Origin of the sequence: Nonlabens agnitus, from assembly GCF_002994045.1 — a bacterium.
GTDB lineage: Bacteria > Bacteroidota > Bacteroidia > Flavobacteriales > Flavobacteriaceae > Nonlabens > Nonlabens agnitus.
Window position 1 is genome coordinate 104,553 of record NZ_MQUC01000003.1, and the last position, 18,037, is coordinate 122,589.

Consider the following 18,037-nt stretch of genomic DNA (forward strand, 5'->3'; position numbering starts at 1 on the left):
ATTTTCTTCAAAAGTAGAGTCGGTAGGGTGTTCATCCCTTAAATCCTAGTTAAAAGAAAAACCCGTCTAGGATTGACCTAGACGGGTTATTTACAATGGAAAAGATCAGCTTTAGATCTTTTCAAATGTGGCGCTCATTTTTTCTGCCTGCTCATGCGCAAGTGCCGCGTCAACAAGAATTCTTCCAGAGTGCTCGTCAGTGATGATCTTCTTGCGAGATGCTATTTCAACTTGAACCTGTGGTGGAATGGTAAAGTAAGAACCACCAGAGGCACCTCTTTCAATAGGCACAACAGCAAGGCCGTTCTTTACATTCTTTCTGATACGAGCATAAGCTTTCATAAGTCTTGGCTCAATGCTTTCTGCATGCTCGTTAGACATTTTGATAAGAGCCTGCTCTTCTTTTTCAGTCTCTTTAAGGATTTCCTTAAGTTCTGCTTGCTTGTGCTTTAAGTGATCTGCACGAGTTTCAAGCCGCTCTTTGCTTTCTGCAATGACTTCGTTTTGTTGCTCAATCTGTGCTTTGAATTCACGTATGTGCTTTTCAGCCAGTTCCATTTCCAATTCTTGGAATTCAATTTCTTTGGATAAAGAGTTGAACTCACGATTGTTACGAACGTTTTTTTGTTGCTCAGAATATTTTTTGATCAAGGTCTTTGCCTCTTCAATCAAATTCTTCTTGCCCTTGATCTGCTCATTAAGCTCTACTAGATGCGTGTCTAGTTTTGCAAGACGTGTTTTCAATCCTTCCACTTCATCTTCAAGATCTTCAACTTCTAGAGGTAATTCCCCACGAACGTTGCGTATCTCATCAATTCTAGAATCGATTAATTGTAGGTCGTAAAGTTCTCTTAACTTGTCTTCTACAGTTGCCTCGGTCTTTTTTGCCATCTGTCTATGTGTAATTTACAGGGTTTGTTTGCGTCTGTGCGCAAAGGATTGCAAAAATACTAAATTTCTCGCTAATATATTCCTGCAATAGGTTTTTTGTGAACTGCTCACTTTCATAGTGTCCCACGTCGCAAAGCAAGATGTTTTCGCCTTGGAAAAAGTCGTGATATTTCAGGTCTGCGGTGATGTAGGCATCTGCACCTCTACTGATGGCATCTTTAATGGCAAAGGAGCCAGAACCTCCTAATAAAGCTACTTTATGGATGTTTCGCTTTCGCGAAAGCGAACTTCTCACCACACCAGCGTTAAACGTTGTCTTTACGAGTTTTAAAAATTCATCGCTGGCTAGTGGTTGTTCCAATTCTCCAACGGTTCCCATTCCCATTCTAGCGTACTCGTTTTCTAGCGTCTGGATGGAGTAGGAGACCTCTTCATAAGGATGGTGCTTCATCATCGCGCTCAAGATCGATCGTTCCAGATGCGGCAGATATGCCACTTCCAGAAGGACCTCGCTTGCCACTTCTCTAACGCCTGGAGAGCCCAAGGATGGATTGCTGTGCTCGTTTCCCTTGAATGTTCCGGTTCCTGCAATGCTAAAGCTACACTCGCTATAATTTCCCAATTGCCCAGCGCCAGCCACAAATAAGGCTTCTTGAAGGTCCTTTTTATGGGTATCTGGAACATGAACCATCAGTTTTTTGATCACTGATCGTTCTGGCACCAGTGTTTCAACGTTTTGAAGTTTCAATTCTTGCGCCATGCGATAGCTCACGCCGCCATGGGCCATGTCTAATGCAGTGTGTGTCGCATATATGGCAATATCGTGTTTGATGGCTTTAAGAACTGCTCGCCTCACATAATCGGTAGGTTTGAGATGCTTTAAGCCTGAAAAGATGATGGGATGAAAGGTGACGATCAAGTTGCATTTTTTTTCTATCGCTTCCTGCACCACATTCTCTAAGCAGTCCAAGGTGATCAAAACACCGGTAACCTGAGTTGTGTATTCTCCAACCAGCAATCCAACATTATCAAAATCCTGCGCATAATGTAGCGGTGCCAATTGTTCAATGTGGTCTGTAATATCCTTGATTTTCATAGATGTCGTAAAATAGTAAAGATAAAATTTAAGCTACTTTTGAGGTCATGACAGGCCTACGATTTTTGCTGTATCCGTTTTCGATTCTTTATGATGGTGTTACCGGCTTGCGCAACTACGGTTTTGATAAAGGCTGGATCAACGCTACTTCATTTGAAATTCCCATCATTGCTGTAGGTAATTTGAGTACTGGTGGCACCGGCAAGTCTCCTATGGTGGAATACCTCGTAAGGCAGCATGCTGGCCATAAAATCGCTGTCCTAAGTCGTGGTTATGGTCGTGCCACCAAAGGTTATCTAGAAGTTTTTGAATCTAGTAAGGCGACTGAGGTAGGTGATGAACCTTTGCAATTCAAACTGAAATTTAGGGATCAATTGATAGTTTCGGTTTGTGAAAAACGTGTGGATGGCATCAAACGACTTTTAGAAGATCATGATTTAGATCTTATAATACTGGATGATGCTTTCCAACATCGATATGTCAAGGCGTCCCATTATGTGCTATTGACACATTACAGCCAGCCATACTTCAATGATGCACTGTTGCCTGCTGGTAATTTAAGAGAGTCCAGAGCTGGAGCTGATCGTGCTCAAAGTATCGTTGTTACAAAATGTCCAGATGGACTCACTGAAGCTGAAATGATTTCTATCAACGAGCGAATCAAGCCAAAAGCCTATCAGAAAGTTTATTTTTCTAAAATCTCGTATAGCGATCATGCGATTGGGCAGCATCATGAACTAGACTTGTCTAGTCTAAAGGGAAAAGATGTCAAGGTGATTACTGGAATAGCAAAACCAGAATACTTTATTCGATTTCTAGAAAGATTTGTAATTATCCAGCATTTGAAATTCCCAGATCATTATAATTTTAGAGCTTCAGATCTGGATGGTCTGCAAAAAGATGACATTATTCTCACCACCGAAAAGGATTACGTGAGACTCAAAGAATTTAATCTGGAAAATTTATACTACGTGGGAATCACTACCGTCTTCATAGGTGAAGAGCCTCAGATTAATATATCTGGTAATTAGTAAAGGCCTTTTGGATCTTTTCAAAGAATTCATCCATTTTAAAAGGTTTAGGTATGATATCGTCAAACCCAATCTCATAGAATTCTTTCTCTGATTCGTCCAGAGTCACAGCGGTAAGGGCGATAATAGGGAGCTCACGATCAAATTTGCGCACTTCACGAGTACACTGCTTGCCATCCATGCCTGGCATGTGTATGTCCATTAAAACTAGATCATATGTATTCTCCTTGATCTTACCTAATGCCTCAATACCATTGTTTGCAATGTCACAGTCAAAATTCTTTCCTTCAAGAATCTTGCGAGTGATCATTTGGTTGATCTTGTTGTCCTCAACAATCAGAATTTTCTTAGAGATGAGTTCAATAGGAGTAGCCTTTTTGAGGCCAATGACATCGTTGTTTTTACCTTCTGATGTTTCTTGAGTTTCTTTTTTAGCAGCGTCTTCTTGATTCTGTGGTGCTTTATTTTCTTCGGCAGTAACTGGTTCTATTTTTTCCGTCTTCTCGATGGAAGCGGTTTTATCTTCTTTTTGGGTCTTAGGAGACCTTACTGGTTTCTTGTACTCTGGATACTCTTCTTCTGTTTCCGTTTCGTAGATCTTTAAGTTTTTATCTTCATAAAACTTATTGGTATCTGGTAACTCAAACCAAAGATCAAAAGAGAAAATACTACCTCTTCCTATCTTACTATCCAGAACGATCTGACTACCCATGAGGCTTACAAGGTTTTTCACAATAGCTAATCCTAGACCGGTACCACCATATTCTCTCGTAGTACTGGAACCTTCCTGCGTAAAGTTGTTGAAGATGTCCTGTTGTTTCTCTTCAGATATTCCTTTACCATTATCCTCTACTTCAAAGTGAATAAGGCATCTATCCTCAACTTGTTTTACCTGATCCACTCTAATCCAAACATTACCGTTTTTGGTGAACTTGATGGCATTGCCCACAAGGTTGATAAGAATTTGAGACATCTTAACAGGATCACCTTTAATACGACTTGGGATTCTACTGTCAAATTCTAGGCTTAGGCTGTTGCCTTGATCCTTAGCTTGATTAGTTAGAGACGTCGTAATGTCTTCCACTCGCTTTTTAAGGTCAAACGGAATCTGCTCCAGCTCGACTTTATTGGCTTCCAATTTATTGAAGTCCAGAATATTGTCGATCAATGATAATAGATATTCACCTGAAGATTGAAGCGTTTCTAGATGCTCTCTTTGATCATGTCTAGGTTCAGTCTCTAATAATAAGTGCGTCAAACCGGTAACGGCATACATAGGTGTGCGCAGTTCGTGAGTAATAGTAGATAAGAAATCTGCTTTTATTTTGGCAGCATCTTGCGCTCGATCACGTTCATCCATAAGAGCAGAGTTCTTGCCTTCTAGAGTTTGATTACTTTTCGCTCTTAGCTTATTATTCTTAAATAAGGACATGGTCAATAAGGACATGAGCGTAAGCAATACAAAAAACAGGATGTTCTGCATCCCACGACCTTTCAATTTTGTGTCCTGATCTGCTATAAGTTGATCTTTTGCCAAAAGCTCTTTTTTAAGCTCACCTACTTTATCAATAGATGCTGAGCTGGTTGCGAGTGAATTGGTGTCGTTGGATTGACTATCTTTAAGTTGCTGATATTTCTCTAAGAATAACAACGCTTGTTCATAGTTGCCCAAGCCTTTTTCAACAGACGATTTTAAATAATAGCAGCTAAGTAATATGCCTGTAAATCCATAGCTACTCGCCTTAGAAACAGCTTGCTCCACAACCTCGTTGGCACTGTCATAGTCACCTTTTTCAAAGTGCGTTTCCGCTAGGTTGAAGGTGGCTTTAGATTCAAAGTAGAATAAACTCTGCTCACGTAGTTTAGGAATGATATCCTTGTAGATTTCCAGTGCTTCCGTATAGTTGGCAGTGCTCAAATTCAAATTAGCCGATAAGTATCGAGCCTTAAGTGCATTCGTGCTGTCCTGTGATTTAGTCAACGCAATATTGATCGTCTTCAAAATCTCATCAGCTAGGAGATATTCTTTTTTTCTAATGTGAATATCCGCTTGGATAAGAAGTAGATCTATATAAAAATCTGACGTCAGCGGTATCTGACTTTTAAGACGATCCACATTTTTTTGAGCCTCGTCTAATTGTCCCGTATAAATAAAGAAGTTCGCCTCAACGACCTGCGTTCTTAAATGTATGGCAGAGTCACTTGCAATCTCCATGGCGGCCTGCAGTGTTTTCTGGGCCTCGGTAAAACGGTTGCTTTGTAGTTCAAGATTTGCGCGCTCCAACATGGCATCAACAGCGATTTGCTGGCCTTCCTGAGATAGCCTGCTGTCTGTATCCTGCGCCATTCCATAAAAATTTAATAGAATGGTGATTGCTAAAAAAATTACTCTTTTCACACAAAAACTTGAATAACAAATATAAACGGTTAGAATCAAGATGCGGAATCTACCCTTGTTTTAGGCGAGAGATCATCCGTTTATCGATAAAGATGTGCAATTATTAACTTTTGTTCAAGCTATCTAATCTCACCACTAGATCCAAAAGTCGGTTGGAATATCCACTTTCATTATCGTACCAGCCTATGATCTTTACCAATTTCCCGATGACCGAAGTCATCTGACTATCATAAATACATGAAAAAGGAGATCCCGATATATCGATAGAAACTAACGGTACATCGGTATAACTAAAGGTTGATGGGTTCGCTTTCGCGAAAGCGATAAAAGCATCATTCACTTGATCAATGGTAACTTCTTGCTTTACATTGATGGTCATGTCTGTCAAGCTGCCATTGGGAACCGGCACACGTATACCGCAACCACCTATGACATCACTCAAATGCGGAAAGATTTTGGTAAGCGCTTTGGCGGCACCGGTTGTGGTAGGCACTATGGATTGTCCAGCTGCGCGGGCACGCCTTAAATCTCTATGCGGTTGATCGTGTAGACTTTGGTCTGTCGTGTAGCTGTGCACCGTTGTGATATATGCCTGCTCCACACCACAAAGTTCATCGAGAACCTTGATCATAGGCGCGGCATTATTAGTCGTACAACTGGCATTGGAAACAATGCGGTCTGATTTTTCAAGGATGTGGTCATTCACTCCTAAAACCACCGTTTTAATAGCATCGTCTACGGCTGGTGCACTCAAAATAACTTTTCCTGCACCTGCAGTAAGATGTTTGTTAAGGTCTGCAACAGATTTGAACTTACCTGTAGATTCTATGACAACGTCAATGTCATTCCACTGGAGCTGATCTAAAGCGGAATGATGCGTGAACCTGATCTTGTTGCCATCGATAATCAAATGATCCTGATCATGGGTCACTTCATTAGGTAGTACTCCATGAATGGAATCATACTTAAAAAGGTGCGCCATCACTTCGATAGAAGCAAGATCATTAATTGCCACAACGTTGACTTGTGGATTCAATAGTGTGGTGCGTAAAAACGTACGGCCTATGCGTCCAAAGCCATTTATGGCAACCTGTATCATAACTGTGCTAATTTACCTTTAAGGAAATCTATAGAATATGTTTGTGCGCCTTGTAAGAACTGCGAACCAGCGCGCCACTTTCCACGTGTCTGAAGCCCATTTCCAGGCCTAGAGTCTCGTATTTCTTGAATTGATCTGGTGTGATAAATTCCTTGACAGGAAGATGCTTTTTAGAAGGTTGCAAGTATTGTCCTATAGTGACAACATCCACGTTATTGTCTCGCAAATCTTCCATGGTCTGAATGACCTCGCTTTCTTGCTCGCCCAGTCCCAACATGATACCAGATTTGGTACGGTTGATGCCTTCTTGCTTCAAATATCTCAATACCTCGAGACTACGTTCATATTTTGCCTGTATGCGCACCTCACGAGTCAGTCGTTTCACGGTCTCCATATTGTGGGAAACCACCTCTGGATTTGCAGCAACGATGCGGTCAATATTTCTAGTCACTCCTTGAAAATCTGGGATTAACGTTTCTAGGGTGGTTGTGGGATTCATGCGTCGCACTGCGGCAACGGTTTCTTTCCAGATGATACTACCCATATCCTTGAGATCATCACGATCCACACTGGTAAGTACGGCATGCTTGATGTTCATGAGCTTAATGCTGCGGGCAACTTTTTCAGGCTCTGCCCAGTCGACATCTTCTGGTCTGCCGGTTTTCACACCACAAAAACCACAAGAGCGTGTGCAGGTGTTCCCTAAAATCATGAATGTCGCGGTACCTTCAGTCCAGCATTCACCCATATTGGGGCAACTTCCAGAGGTACATATCGTGTGTAGATCGTACTTGTCGACCACACCGCGCAACTCTTTATATTTCTGACCTACCGGCAATTTGACGCGCAACCATTTTGGTTTTCCCTTAGGTGGCGCAACGCTTGTTTCTGCTGTATTCATAGAACAAAGTTAAGGATAATGTAGTCGTTCAAAGAGTTAAAACCTGACTACTTCCAGCGACTGGGTTTGTGGGTAATGTTTGAGATAAATAGACCGGCCTGAAGAAATACCAGTAATAGTTCCAGTAATGGGAAGAATGGAATGAGTTCGCTTTCGCGAAAGCGAGATAATCCTTTCCCCATTACGATCCACACGATCACGTATCTTATTAGAACCAGCGATAGAATAGCTTCCCATTGCAGCCCAAAAAGGAACCCCAAGATGGTGGCTATAAAAAAGAAGATCTGAGAAGTGAAAAACAGCCCAAGACTCAATTTGTGCTTGGTCTTATAGAGTTTTGACGTCTGTACGTGTCTTTTTTTCTGGATCCACCATTTATTCCATTCCTGTTTTGGCTTGCTCATGGTAAAGGCCTCTGGATCAATGACCACTGCAGTATTGTTTCCAGTAGCAGCTTCATTCACAAACAGATCGTCATCGCCACCCATTACCTTCATGTGACTCATGAAACCACTCACGTCATAAAACTGTTTTGAAGTATAAGCCAGATTGCGGCCCACGCCCATATAAGGATTACCTCTCATGGCATAGCCCAAATACTGAACCGCTGCCAGAACAGTTTCAAACCGGATCAATGCGTTGAGTAAGGAATTTTTAGCCTTGTGATAGCCGCTGTAACCCAAAACTATGGTAGTGTCGTTCTTCAATGGACTGCTTAATAGGGACAGCCACTGGTTACTTGCTGGCTCACAGTCTGCATCAATAAAAACCAAATGGTCATTGACTGCTTTTTTGATACCTAGGGTTAAAGCATATTTTTTATTGCCCCAAAAGGTCTCGTTGTTGACCACATCCACCATTTTAATTTGCGGATGTTGCGCCATATATTCTTCTATCACAAATCGAGTATCATCGGTACTGGCGTCATTGATCAAGATGATTTCAAAATTGGGATGATCCTGAGAAAGAAGTTGAGGAACAAGTCTCTTTAAATTTTCCTCTTCATTCTTTGCGCAAACGATCACCGATACTGGTGTGACGTTTTTAGTGTAAGTCGTTGGATTAGAAAAGCAGACCTTGGAAAAATAAAAGTAAAAGCAAACGTTGAGTAGGACACAACCCAAAAGGATTACATAGAATAAACCTATTGCCATCTATGCTTTTTTATCGCTGGTATCGCAATTACCTTGTTCTTCTGGCAATTTACCGCACATACTGCAGGCTTGTCCATCCTTGTTCAAATATGGGTTTTGGCTGGCGCAAGTTCCAGCGAACTTACCGTCCTTTTTACCCCAAATTTTAATGGCAATCCCAGCAAACGCCAGAGCTAACAAACCGAATGTGATCAATAGTAATTCCATGATGCAAATTTAATAATTTGGCGATGATTAAACCTTGTGATTATACTAATTCTCTATAAGGTTGACCTCAGTCTCAATGACGATTCCATAAGTTTCCTTGACGGTTTTTTGAATCTCTCTTGCCACACTCAAGATTTCCATTCCTGTAGCCTTGCCGTGATTGACTAATACTAAGGCTTGTCTATCATGAACTCCTGCATCACCGTACCGTTTGCCTTTAAAACCAGATTTATCGATCAGCCATCCAGCTGGTATTTTGACCTCATTATCATTTACTTGATAACTAGGCATGTCTGGAAAGGATTCGAGGAGTTTTAGATAGGTTTCTTTATCGATGACAGGGTTTTTGAAAAAACTGCCACTATTGCCTATTACTTTAGGGTCTGGTAGTTTACTGGTCCTAATATTAATGACCGCTTGGGCGACTTTGCCTATAGTGTCTTCACCAGGCAATTGCTGCATTTCTTCCTTGATGGCACCATAATCAACCTTGAGTTGATAATCATTGTTTTTTTTAAGATCCGTCAACTCTAGTGTGACTGAGGTAATCACAAATTTGCCCAAGGCTTCGTTCTTAAAAATGGAATCTCGATAGCCAAAATTACAGTCTTCTTTAGTCAAGGTCTTCACGGCTCTGGTCTCCAGATCCATCACCTCACAAGAAACAAAAACGTCTTTTAGCTCCACACCATAGGCACCTATATTTTGAATAGGAGCAGTACCAGTATTTCCTGGAATGAGAGCGAGATTTTCAATTCCTGCAAAGTTATTGTTGACACAATAGAGTACCAATTCATGCCAGTTTTCACCAGCCATCACCTTTAGATGAACTTTATTGCCATTCTCGTTTACTTTTTCAATGCCTTTTAAATTGATGTGTAGGACCGGCTTTTCAATGTCATTCAGGATAAGCATATTACTGCCGCCACCTAACAAAAATTTTTCCGCACCAACAAAATAGGTGAGTGCTTCTTCTAATTGCTGTAAGGTGGTTATTGAGGTGTACGCTTTCGCGAAAGCGGAAATACCAAAAGTATTGTGCTTCTTTAAAGAGTATCCATGTGAAATCTCAATCACGATAAATAGGCCTTGAGTCCTTTCTCTAAGATGTTTACTGCTTTTACCAAAGAATCTTTCTCGAGTACATATGCGATCCTGATCTGGTTTTTACCCATGCCTGGTGTGCTATAGAAGCCTGCTGCTGGTGCCACCATGATGGTTTCGCCCTCAAAGTCAAAAGATTCCAGTAGCCATTGAGCAAATTCATCAGTATCATCTACGGGTAATTGAGCAACGCAATAGAAGGCGCCACCTGGATTTGCCACTTCTACACCGTCGATTTTTTTAAGGCTGGATATAAGAATGTCTCGACGCTCGATATATTCCTGTATCACGTCGTCAAAATAGGATTGTGGTGTGTCAAGAGCGGCTTCTGCGGCAATTTGCGCAAAAGTTGGTGGGCTTAATCTGGCCTGAGCAAATTTCATTGCTGCAGCTACAACTTCCTTATTTTTGGAAACCATGCAACCTATTCGTGCGCCACACATACTGTAGCGTTTGCTCACACTATCGATCATAATCGCGTGGTTTTTCAGACCTGCTTGATTCAAGACTGAGAAATGCTCACGTCCATCATAGGCAAATTCTCTATAGACTTCATCTGCCACAAGAAATAAATCGTGCTTTTTGACCAGCGCTGCCAATTGATCCATTTCTTCCTGAGTATAAAGATACCCAGTAGGATTTCCTGGATTACAGATGAGAATGGCTTTGGTTTTATCTGTGATTAATTTTTCAAATTCTGCTATGGATGGCAATGCAAAATTATTGTCAATACTGGTTGTAATAGGCTTTACGGTAACGCCGCTAGCTGTGGCAAACCCGTTATAGTTGGCATAGAATGGCTCTGGAATGATGACTTCATCACCATAATCGCAAATGCTTCCCATGGCAAACAACAACGCCTCGCTACCACCGGTGGAAACGATGATATCGTCGATGGACAAGTTCATGCCTAACTTATTGTAATGAGATATCAACTTTTCTCTGTAAGTTAAGTTCCCTGCACTATGACTATATTCAAGGATGGTTATATCATTTTGTCTAACCGCATCAATGGCCTGCTTAGGCGTTTTAATATCTGGCTGGCCTATGTTAAGCTGGTAGATGTGTGTTCCTCGCTGTTTTGCAGCTTCTGCAAATGGGACAAGTTTACGAACTGGAGATGAAGGCATTGACCTTCCTTTTTCTGATATCTGTGGCATGGAATTAATTTTGCAATGCAAAGGTATGAATAGGGCATGTCTCGCTCAAATGCGATGGCGTATATTTAGTACTATGAGTCGACTTTTAGTTAGTGTTTTCTTTTTCTTGAACTGTTTTTCTGCTCTAGGGCAGCAGGGTTTTTCATTGCCTGACGGTGTTGATGAGGTCACTATTCCGTTCACTCGTTCCCAAAATCTTATTGTGATTCCCGTAAAAGTCAATGGGACAGCTTTAAACTTTATTCTAGATACCGGTGCCTCTAGGTCCATCATTTTTAATCTGCAAGAAATTGATTCTCTTGAATTACGGACCGGTCAACCTCTTAAAATATCAGGTTATGGTGAACGAAAACCGTTTGATGTTTACTACAGCGATAAAAATGTTTTAGACATTTATGGTTACTCCAATAAGAATGCGGGCTTGTTTGTCATGGCTAACGATAATATTAATTTATCAGGATTCTTGGGCGTTACCATTCATGGATTGATGGGATGTGATTTCTTCGCTGATTTTCTAGTAGTCATAGATTATGAGAATGAAGTCTTGAAACTTTATCGCGATCCATCCTTTTTAAAAAGGAAGTTACGCCGATCTACCCGTATCCCTATAACGATCAAAAATCGAAAGCCCTATTTCCAATCTGTAGTGCAAAATAACGGTAGTGAGATAGAGTTGAATACCTTAATCGATACTGGAAATGGTGATGCGCTCTGGTTGTTACCTCCTTTAAAAAAGGCGGTGACGCCTAATAAAAGTTTTGAGGATTTTCTCGGAATGGGATTGAGCGGTAAGGTAAAAGGACAAAGATCTAAAGTAGACCGAGTTTATCTTGGTAAGCACAAATTAAATAAGGTTACTGTATCCTTACCAGAAATGGAAAGCCTTACCAATCGAAAGGTGGATGTTAATCAAGAAGAGGATTATAAGGGTTCGATAGGTGGCGAGGTTCTGAGCAGATTTAAAGTTGTTTTAGACTATAAAAATGAGTCCATGTACCTAAGGCCTGAATCAAATCTAGAGGAAGGTTTTTTCTACAACATGGCTGGACTTGAATTGATAGAAGGTGACTTGGAAGTGTTTACCACTATTGAGAATGCAAAAACTGAATCGACAAAAGGGAATTACGGAAGAGTAAATACCGAAGGTTCATTTCAGCCCAACTCAAGAAGAAGGGTTATTAAGATTACACCCAAACTTTTGATAAGCTACGTCAGGCCAGAATCGCCAGCTGATGAAGCTGGTCTCAAAGTAGGAGATGAGATTATTAAAGTCAATAGCGTTTCCCAATCGAGTTTGAGCTTGACAAATGTTTCAAAAAAGTTTTTCAGAAAACCTTATTCTACCATCAGATTTACCGTCAAGAGAGGTGAGGCCATTTTCAAAGTTAAATTTGAATTGGTTCCGGTCATCTAGCTACTCCACCACAACACCTTTTAATTTTAAAGGGATGATTCCTTGCGGGATGTTTCCTTTGACGGTCAAAGTTTTTACGATAGGGCCTAATTTTTTGGTGTCGTAGGTTACAACAATTTTACCTTTATCACCTGGAGCTATAGGCATTTCTGGCTTAGAGATAACATCACAGGTGCAGGAAGAAAATATATCAGATACCACAAAAGGAGCATTACCAGTGTTGGTAAACACAAAGGTGCGTTTTCCATCTTCACCTTTTTTAATCGAGCCGTAATCAATGACTTTGTTCTCAAATTCTATGGATGTCATTTCAGCAGTTTGTGCTAGGGAACTGTATCCAAAAAAAAGCGTCGAAATCAGAATTAAAATAGGTTTCATAACCAGTTGTTTTTATAAAAATACTCAAAGTTCATAATTGCCTGCTTATTGGCTTATGATTTAAGTTATAATTACTTTTGCCATTCATTTTCAATAATTAAGCCAAACATGACTAAAGCATCCAAATACGACTCTAAAACCGCCGAAGAAAAGTGGTACAAATACTGGATGGAGAACGACTTTTTCACATCAGTTCCAGATGATAGAGAGAGTTATACCATAGTCATACCACCACCTAATGTCACTGGCGTGTTGCATATGGGTCATATGTTGAACAATACCATTCAGGATGTACTCATACGTCGTGCTCGTTTGAAAGGTTATAACGCTTGTTGGGTTCCTGGAACAGATCACGCATCCATTGCGACAGAGGCTAAAGTCGTTAAAAAGCTACAGGAACAAGGAATTGATAAGAATGGCCTGACTCGCGAGGAATTTTTGGAGCATGCCTGGCAGTGGACACATGAGTATGGCGGGATCATTCTCGAGCAACTTAAAAAATTAGGTGCCAGTTGTGACTGGTCCAGAACAAAATTCACACTGGATGATGATATGTCTGCCAGCGTGATCAAGGTCTTCATAGATCTTTATAACAAGGGTTTGATCTATCGTGGGTACCGCATGGTGAACTGGGATCCAGTGGCACAAACAACCTTGAGCGATGAAGAGGTCATTTATGAAGAGCGTAATGGGAATTTATTTTACCTAGAATACCCCATTAAAGGAAGTAGCGATAAGGTCACCATTGCCACAACAAGACCTGAAACTATTTTGGGAGACACCGCGGTTTGCGTTAATCCAGCCGATGAGCGTTACACGCATCTAATCGGTAACACGGTTATTGTTCCTATTGTTAATAGAGAAATCCCAGTAATCGCAGACGATTATGTGGATGTGGAGTTTGGTACTGGTTGTTTGAAAATCACGCCAGCCCATGATGAAAATGACAAAAAGATAGGAGAAACGCATAATCTAGAAGTCATCGATATTTTCAATGCAGATGCGACACTCAACAGTTTTGGTTTGCACTATGAAGGATTGGATCGGTTTGAGGTGCGCAAGCAAATTTCAATAGAGCTTGAAGAGAAAGGTTTCTTGGTCAAAAAGGAAAACCATGTTCATAAAGTGGGTACGAGTGAACGTACCAAAGCAGTCATAGAGCCCAGACTCTCAGACCAGTGGTTCCTTAAGATGGAAGAACTGGCACAGCCCGCTATCAAAGCGGTTAAGGAAGATATTGTAGAGCTTTTGCCTTCAAAATTCAAGAGTACCTACTTCCACTGGATGGAGAACGTACGCGATTGGAACATCTCACGCCAGCTGGTTTGGGGACAACGCATTCCTGCTTATTACTACGGCGATGGTACAGATGATTTTGTGGTGGCAAGTAGTGTGGAAGAGGCCGTTACGCTTTCGCGAAAGCGAACTAACGACAACACCATAACAGAAAAAGATCTACGTCAAGAGAGTGATGTTCTCGATACTTGGTTTTCAAGTTGGTTATGGCCCATAAGTGTTTTTAATGGTGTTTTGGAACCTGAGAACGAAGAGATCAATTATTATTATCCTACAAGGGATTTAGTAACCGGTCCAGATATTTTGTTTTTCTGGGTAGCGCGCATGATCGTTGCTGGATATGAATTGCGGGACGAGAAGCCTTTTGACAAGGTATACCTCACAGGATTGGTACGTGATAAACAACGTCGCAAGATGTCCAAATCGCTGGGTAATTCACCAGACGCCCTGAAACTATTGGAAGAATACAGCGCAGATGGCGTGCGTGTGGGATTGCTGTTGAGTAGTGCGGCTGGTAATGACCTCATGTTTGATGAGGATCTATGCCAGCAGGGAAAAAACTTTGTCAACAAGATGTGGAACGCCTTTAGGCTTACACAAGGTTGGGAAGTGGACAAACAACTACCGCAGCCAGATTATGCCGCGCAAGGCATTGCCTGGTACCGCAGTAGGTTTGCACAGGCCATGGAAGAGATCGAGGATCATTATTCTAAATATCGCATAAGCGATGTCCTCATGGCCAGTTATAAATTGATCTGGGACGACTTTTGTGGATGGTTGCTGGAAATTATAAAACCAGCCTACCAGCAGCCCATTGATGCACAAACTTTGGCTGAAGTAATTGATCTATTTGAGGATAACCTGAGGTTAATGCATCCGTTCACGCCATTTATTACAGAAGAAATATGGCAAAGCATCCATAATCGCCAGCCTAGTGAGGCCTTGTCTATCAATACCTGGCCAGAAACTGGAACGATTGATCAAGATTTACTTACCGATTTTGAGTTGGTTAAGGAAGCTATTTCCGGTGTGCGCAAAGTGCGTAAGGAAAAGCAGATAAGCTTCAAGAATGAAATTGATCTTTTGGTCATCAATAATGAGAACCTTTCCAGCGCTTATGATGAACTCATCAAAAAGATGGGTAATATAACTTCCATTAAGATCGTTGAAGATCAAGTGGCTGGCGCTGCCAGTTATCGCGTGCGATCAAATGAATATTTCGTGCCTCTGGAAGGAAATATCGATACGGCTGCAGAGATTGAGAAGCTTAAAGCAGAGCTTCAACATGCTCAGGGCTTTTTGATGAGCGTACAGAAAAAGTTATCCAATGAGCGATTTATGGCCGGTGCTCCAGAACAGGTTGTAGCCATGGAACGCAAAAAGGAAGCTGACGCACTTGCCAAAATCGAAACCATTCAATCCAGCCTTACCGCCCTAGAATCATAAATCATGAATCCATTCAATTTTATCATTATATTTTTTGGGGCGATGATGATTTGTTTGATCGCACTCGCGATCTACATCATGAGAAAAAAGTAGGTAGCGCTGCTACTTACCAGGGCTTAGGGTAAAGCTTTTTGATGATTTCAATGTAACGTTCCTTCGCTTCATTTTTGGAGAGTTGCTGGACTTGAATGAGAGCATTCATTTTAAATCCAGACCTCAAGTCGTTGGTCTCAAAACTACGATTGCTCACATAGGGCTCGTCAATGACTCTTTTGTAATAGGCATAAAGATGTAACTGCAGTTCAAGAGGTACCTCAGACTGCTCTTGAGAGCTCGCTTTCGCGAAAGCGGCTTCAAATTCTCTATCTAGTTCTTCTTCGGTCATTAAAAATTTGCAAGGATCGACTCGCCACCACGTACTTTTTGGTTCAATTCTACCTTGATATTGGCATCAAGTGGCAAGTAAACATCTACTCTGGAACCAAATTTAATGAATCCGCTGTCAGATCCTTGGACAACTTCCTCATTTTCTACAGCATAGTTCACGATACGCTTAGCCAAAGCACCAGCAATTTGTCGGTACATGATCTGTACGGTGTTTTTATGTTCTACTACTACTGTTGTACGCTCATTTTCTTCACTAGCCTTAGGGTGCCAAGCCACTAAATACTTTCCAGGATGGTATTTTGAGAACGCCACTTTACCACCTATAGGATATCTGGTCACATGTACATTAATAGGCGACATGAATACAGAAATCATGATACGTTCATCCTTGAAATATTCGTTTTCTGTAACCTTTTCAATCACGACCACCTTACCATCTACTGGTGAAACGATGGTGGCATCATCTAGTATGGTGTTTCTCTTTGGGTTCCTAAAAAATTGAAGAATGATGATAATGACAAAAATGGCAAGCCCAACCAGTAAAAAATGCAACCATATAGGCATGGGAACGCTAAATGCGACGCCCACTAATATTGCAGATACAATGATGGCTATGATTATAGATGGTGTACCTTCTTTATGAAACATGATTGATGATTAAAAAAGTGAGATATGCAAAAGGTGCTGCAAAGATAATGCTGTCCATACGATCAAATATGCCACCATGCCCTGGCATGATACTACCGCTATCCTTGACTGCAGCTTGTCTTTTGATTTTTGATTGTATCAAATCGCCTATGGTGCCAAAAAACGCAACCACAAAAGCAATAATGGCCCAATCATAAACAGAATAGTCGTCGATACCCGTAGAAACTAGATAGTAGTGAAGTGCAATTCCCGCAACAATGGCCATGACTAATCCACCTATAAAGCCTTCAATCGTTTTTTTAGGTGATATACGTTTCATCAATTTGTGCTTTCCCAACAGTCTACCTGAGATATAGGCAAAGCTGTCATTTGTCCAGATAATCGCAAAAATTCCAATGAGTAATTCTGGTCGATAGGTTTCAACAATATTGGGAAGCAAGGCTAGAAACAAACTAGATCCTATGAGATACAAAAGAGCTATAATGTGCTTCTTGGTATTGAAAAGTGCGATACGATCTACTAATACTAAATCTCTTATTAAGTAGATGTTTACTAATAGGGTAGCGATAAGCAATAGGTAAATAAAATTGATGGGGACACCTTTCCATACAATAAAGTAATAGGCTAGTGGTAGCATAGGATAAATGACCCATTGCCTCAATCGTATCATGGGCATCAATTCTACCAAACATATAAAGGCAAAAATGCAAAACAGTAACGTGAAAACCCATTCTGGTGCATAAAGCGCACTAATGACCACCAACGAGACATAAATGATTCCCGACATGGATCTAACTAACAATTCTCTCATGCTACAAGTCTTCTAATAGGATGAGATAAAGACGTTTGTTAGGTACTCCATAATTCATGAGATCTTTTTCTTTCTCTTTGGTCAGGCTTTGATCTTGGAAGTTTTTTAGAGTGGTAATATTTGTTGGAATAGAACCTCTGCTATTGTGGTGTTTGATGCCTCTCAATCCTTCACCTATGGATTCTACAATTTGACTTGTACTTGCTAAGACCACAAAAGTATCCGGTAGTTGTTTGGGTTTGTTCTCTTTGATCTGGTTTGAGGAAAATAATATCGCACCGTTATCTGCAATGATGTATTCACAAGTGCTTAGAAAAAAACTACTTTCTCGCAAATGCTGATTAAAATCCAGATTAAAACCGTTGAAACGTTCCTTCAATTGCTCGTCATAGCAAAAAACAGGCGTTTCAAAAAAGTCGTGTTCTACAAGAATATCCTCAAAATGTTGCTGTACTTCATTCTCATCAACGGCATATAAAAAACGACCGCCTTGTCTAGAGAAATTATGTATAAACTGCTCATCTAGAGGTAGTTTTTCCTCTGGCATATATTTCGATCGTTCAGCGGTTGACCGCCCAGATTCACTGGTAACGGAAACCTTCCTGAAGATTTTTTT

17 protein-coding genes are annotated in these 18,037 nt (G+C 40.9%); 3 read left to right on the plus strand and 14 right to left on the minus strand.

Features of this window, described 5'->3' with window-relative positions; all coding sequences use genetic code 11:
* Positions 1–111: 111 nt before the first annotated feature.
* Together BST86_RS00625 and BST86_RS00630 are read right to left on the minus strand one after the other, a co-directional pair.
* Positions 112–891 carry a zinc ribbon domain-containing protein gene (locus BST86_RS00625; protein WP_105981586.1) on the minus strand — a complete coding sequence of 260 codons (780 nt, stop codon included), beginning with the start codon at positions 889–891 and terminating at the stop codon, positions 112–114.
* Positions 892–895: 4 nt separating this feature from the next.
* A complete protein-coding gene (locus tag BST86_RS00630; RefSeq protein ID WP_105981587.1) occupies positions 896–1,987 on the minus strand; it encodes a Nif3-like dinuclear metal center hexameric protein in 1,092 nt (363 codons plus the stop codon).
* Between the two features lie 47 nt (positions 1,988–2,034).
* On the opposite strand from BST86_RS00630, the gene lpxK reads away from it, so the two are divergent.
* Positions 2,035–3,018, plus strand: a complete 984-nt coding sequence (gene lpxK, locus BST86_RS00635; RefSeq protein ID WP_105981588.1) for a tetraacyldisaccharide 4'-kinase — start codon at positions 2,035–2,037, stop codon at positions 3,016–3,018.
* Here the strand turns inward: lpxK and BST86_RS00640 are convergent.
* The 7 genes from BST86_RS00640 to BST86_RS00670 all read right to left on the minus strand — a co-directional run bounded on the left by BST86_RS00640 (position 2,999) and on the right by BST86_RS00670 (position 11,041).
* Complete coding sequence (locus BST86_RS00640) at positions 2,999–5,365, minus strand: tetratricopeptide repeat-containing hybrid sensor histidine kinase/response regulator (protein WP_105981589.1); 2,367 nt, start codon at positions 5,363–5,365, stop codon at positions 2,999–3,001. The two genes, lpxK and BST86_RS00640, sit on opposite strands and share 20 nt — an antisense overlap.
* 154 nt (positions 5,366–5,519) lie before the next feature.
* Positions 5,520–6,515 carry a type I glyceraldehyde-3-phosphate dehydrogenase gene (gap, locus tag BST86_RS00645; protein ID WP_105981590.1) on the minus strand — a complete coding sequence of 332 codons (996 nt, stop codon included), beginning with the start codon at positions 6,513–6,515 and terminating at the stop codon, positions 5,520–5,522.
* A gap of 28 nt (positions 6,516–6,543) precedes the next feature.
* A complete protein-coding gene (gene lipA, locus BST86_RS00650; protein WP_055412031.1) occupies positions 6,544–7,416 on the minus strand; it encodes a lipoyl synthase in 873 nt (290 codons plus the stop codon).
* Positions 7,417–7,463: 47 nt separating this feature from the next.
* Positions 7,464–8,570, minus strand: coding sequence for a glycosyltransferase (locus tag BST86_RS00655; RefSeq protein ID WP_105981591.1), 1,107 nt, complete (start codon positions 8,568–8,570; stop codon positions 7,464–7,466).
* Complete coding sequence (locus tag BST86_RS00660) at positions 8,571–8,777, minus strand: hypothetical protein (RefSeq protein ID WP_055412033.1); 207 nt, start codon at positions 8,775–8,777, stop codon at positions 8,571–8,573.
* Between the two features lie 45 nt (positions 8,778–8,822).
* Positions 8,823–9,854, minus strand: a complete 1,032-nt coding sequence (murB, locus tag BST86_RS00665; protein ID WP_105981592.1) for a UDP-N-acetylmuramate dehydrogenase — start codon at positions 9,852–9,854, stop codon at positions 8,823–8,825.
* Positions 9,851–11,041 (minus strand): pyridoxal phosphate-dependent aminotransferase, encoded by a 1,191-nt coding sequence (locus BST86_RS00670; protein WP_105981593.1) that lies wholly within the window; start codon positions 11,039–11,041, stop codon positions 9,851–9,853. Before BST86_RS00670 ends, murB begins: the two co-directional genes overlap by 4 nt.
* A gap of 73 nt (positions 11,042–11,114) precedes the next feature.
* Between BST86_RS00670 and BST86_RS00675 the strand changes: the two genes are divergently transcribed.
* Entirely contained in the window at positions 11,115–12,455 is a 1,341-nt protein-coding gene (locus BST86_RS00675; RefSeq protein ID WP_172443287.1) for an aspartyl protease family protein, read from the plus strand.
* Here BST86_RS00675 and BST86_RS00680 read toward each other — a convergent pair whose 3' ends face one another.
* Positions 12,456–12,764 carry a DUF1573 domain-containing protein gene (locus tag BST86_RS00680; protein ID WP_242446423.1) on the minus strand — a complete coding sequence of 103 codons (309 nt, stop codon included), beginning with the start codon at positions 12,762–12,764 and terminating at the stop codon, positions 12,456–12,458. It abuts the gene before it with no gap.
* Positions 12,765–12,941: 177 nt separating this feature from the next.
* Here BST86_RS00680 and BST86_RS00685 point away from each other — a divergent pair, with 177 nt between their 5' ends.
* Positions 12,942–15,575 (plus strand): valine--tRNA ligase, encoded by a 2,634-nt coding sequence (locus BST86_RS00685; protein ID WP_105981595.1) that lies wholly within the window; start codon positions 12,942–12,944, stop codon positions 15,573–15,575.
* Positions 15,576–15,681: 106 nt separating this feature from the next.
* Here BST86_RS00685 and BST86_RS00690 read toward each other — a convergent pair whose 3' ends face one another.
* Genes BST86_RS00690 through BST86_RS00705 form a run of 4 tightly spaced genes read right to left on the minus strand, consistent with a single transcriptional unit; the run spans position 15,682 to position 17,968 of the window.
* Entirely contained in the window at positions 15,682–15,960 is a 279-nt protein-coding gene (locus BST86_RS00690; RefSeq protein ID WP_105981596.1) for an acyl-CoA-binding protein, read from the minus strand.
* Positions 15,960–16,610, minus strand: a complete 651-nt coding sequence (locus tag BST86_RS00695; RefSeq protein WP_105981597.1) for a phosphatidylserine decarboxylase family protein — start codon at positions 16,608–16,610, stop codon at positions 15,960–15,962. Before BST86_RS00695 ends, BST86_RS00690 begins: the two co-directional genes overlap by 1 nt.
* Positions 16,600–17,421, minus strand: a complete 822-nt coding sequence (locus BST86_RS00700; RefSeq protein ID WP_055412040.1) for a phosphatidate cytidylyltransferase — start codon at positions 17,419–17,421, stop codon at positions 16,600–16,602. The genes BST86_RS00695 and BST86_RS00700 overlap by 11 nt, the downstream gene beginning before the upstream one ends.
* Position 17,422: 1 nt before the next feature.
* Positions 17,423–17,968, minus strand: coding sequence for an LUD domain-containing protein (locus BST86_RS00705; protein ID WP_231717774.1), 546 nt, complete (start codon positions 17,966–17,968; stop codon positions 17,423–17,425).
* Positions 17,969–18,037 lie beyond the last annotated feature (69 nt).

Excerpts from the sequence above, each read along its gene's own strand:
- BST86_RS00625 (WP_105981586.1), bottom strand. The coding sequence starts at position 891 with ATGGCAAAAAAGACCGAGGCAACTGTAGAAGACAAGTTAAGAGAACTT.
- BST86_RS00630 (WP_105981587.1), bottom strand. The coding sequence starts at position 1,987 with ATGAAAATCAAGGATATTACAGACCACATTGAACAATTGGCACCGCTA.
- lpxK (WP_105981588.1), top strand. The coding sequence starts at position 2,035 with ATGACAGGCCTACGATTTTTGCTGTATCCGTTTTCGATTCTTTATGAT.
- BST86_RS00640 (WP_105981589.1), bottom strand. The coding sequence starts at position 5,365 with ATGGCGCAGGATACAGACAGCAGGCTATCTCAGGAAGGCCAGCAAATC.
- gap (WP_105981590.1), bottom strand. The coding sequence starts at position 6,515 with ATGATACAGGTTGCCATAAATGGCTTTGGACGCATAGGCCGTACGTTT.
- lipA (WP_055412031.1), bottom strand. The coding sequence starts at position 7,416 with ATGAATACAGCAGAAACAAGCGTTGCGCCACCTAAGGGAAAACCAAAA.
- BST86_RS00655 (WP_105981591.1), bottom strand. The coding sequence starts at position 8,570 with ATGGCAATAGGTTTATTCTATGTAATCCTTTTGGGTTGTGTCCTACTC.
- BST86_RS00660 (WP_055412033.1), bottom strand. The coding sequence starts at position 8,777 with ATGGAATTACTATTGATCACATTCGGTTTGTTAGCTCTGGCGTTTGCT.
- BST86_RS00670 (WP_105981593.1), bottom strand. The coding sequence starts at position 11,041 with ATGCCACAGATATCAGAAAAAGGAAGGTCAATGCCTTCATCTCCAGTT.
- BST86_RS00675 (WP_172443287.1), top strand. The coding sequence starts at position 11,115 with ATGAGTCGACTTTTAGTTAGTGTTTTCTTTTTCTTGAACTGTTTTTCT.
- BST86_RS00680 (WP_242446423.1), bottom strand. The coding sequence starts at position 12,764 with ATGACATCCATAGAATTTGAGAACAAAGTCATTGATTACGGCTCGATT.
- BST86_RS00685 (WP_105981595.1), top strand. The coding sequence starts at position 12,942 with ATGACTAAAGCATCCAAATACGACTCTAAAACCGCCGAAGAAAAGTGG.
- BST86_RS00690 (WP_105981596.1), bottom strand. The coding sequence starts at position 15,960 with ATGACCGAAGAAGAACTAGATAGAGAATTTGAAGCCGCTTTCGCGAAA.
- BST86_RS00695 (WP_105981597.1), bottom strand. The coding sequence starts at position 16,610 with ATGTTTCATAAAGAAGGTACACCATCTATAATCATAGCCATCATTGTA.
- BST86_RS00700 (WP_055412040.1), bottom strand. The coding sequence starts at position 17,421 with ATGAGAGAATTGTTAGTTAGATCCATGTCGGGAATCATTTATGTCTCG.
- BST86_RS00705 (WP_231717774.1), bottom strand. The coding sequence starts at position 17,968 with ATGCCAGAGGAAAAACTACCTCTAGATGAGCAGTTTATACATAATTTC.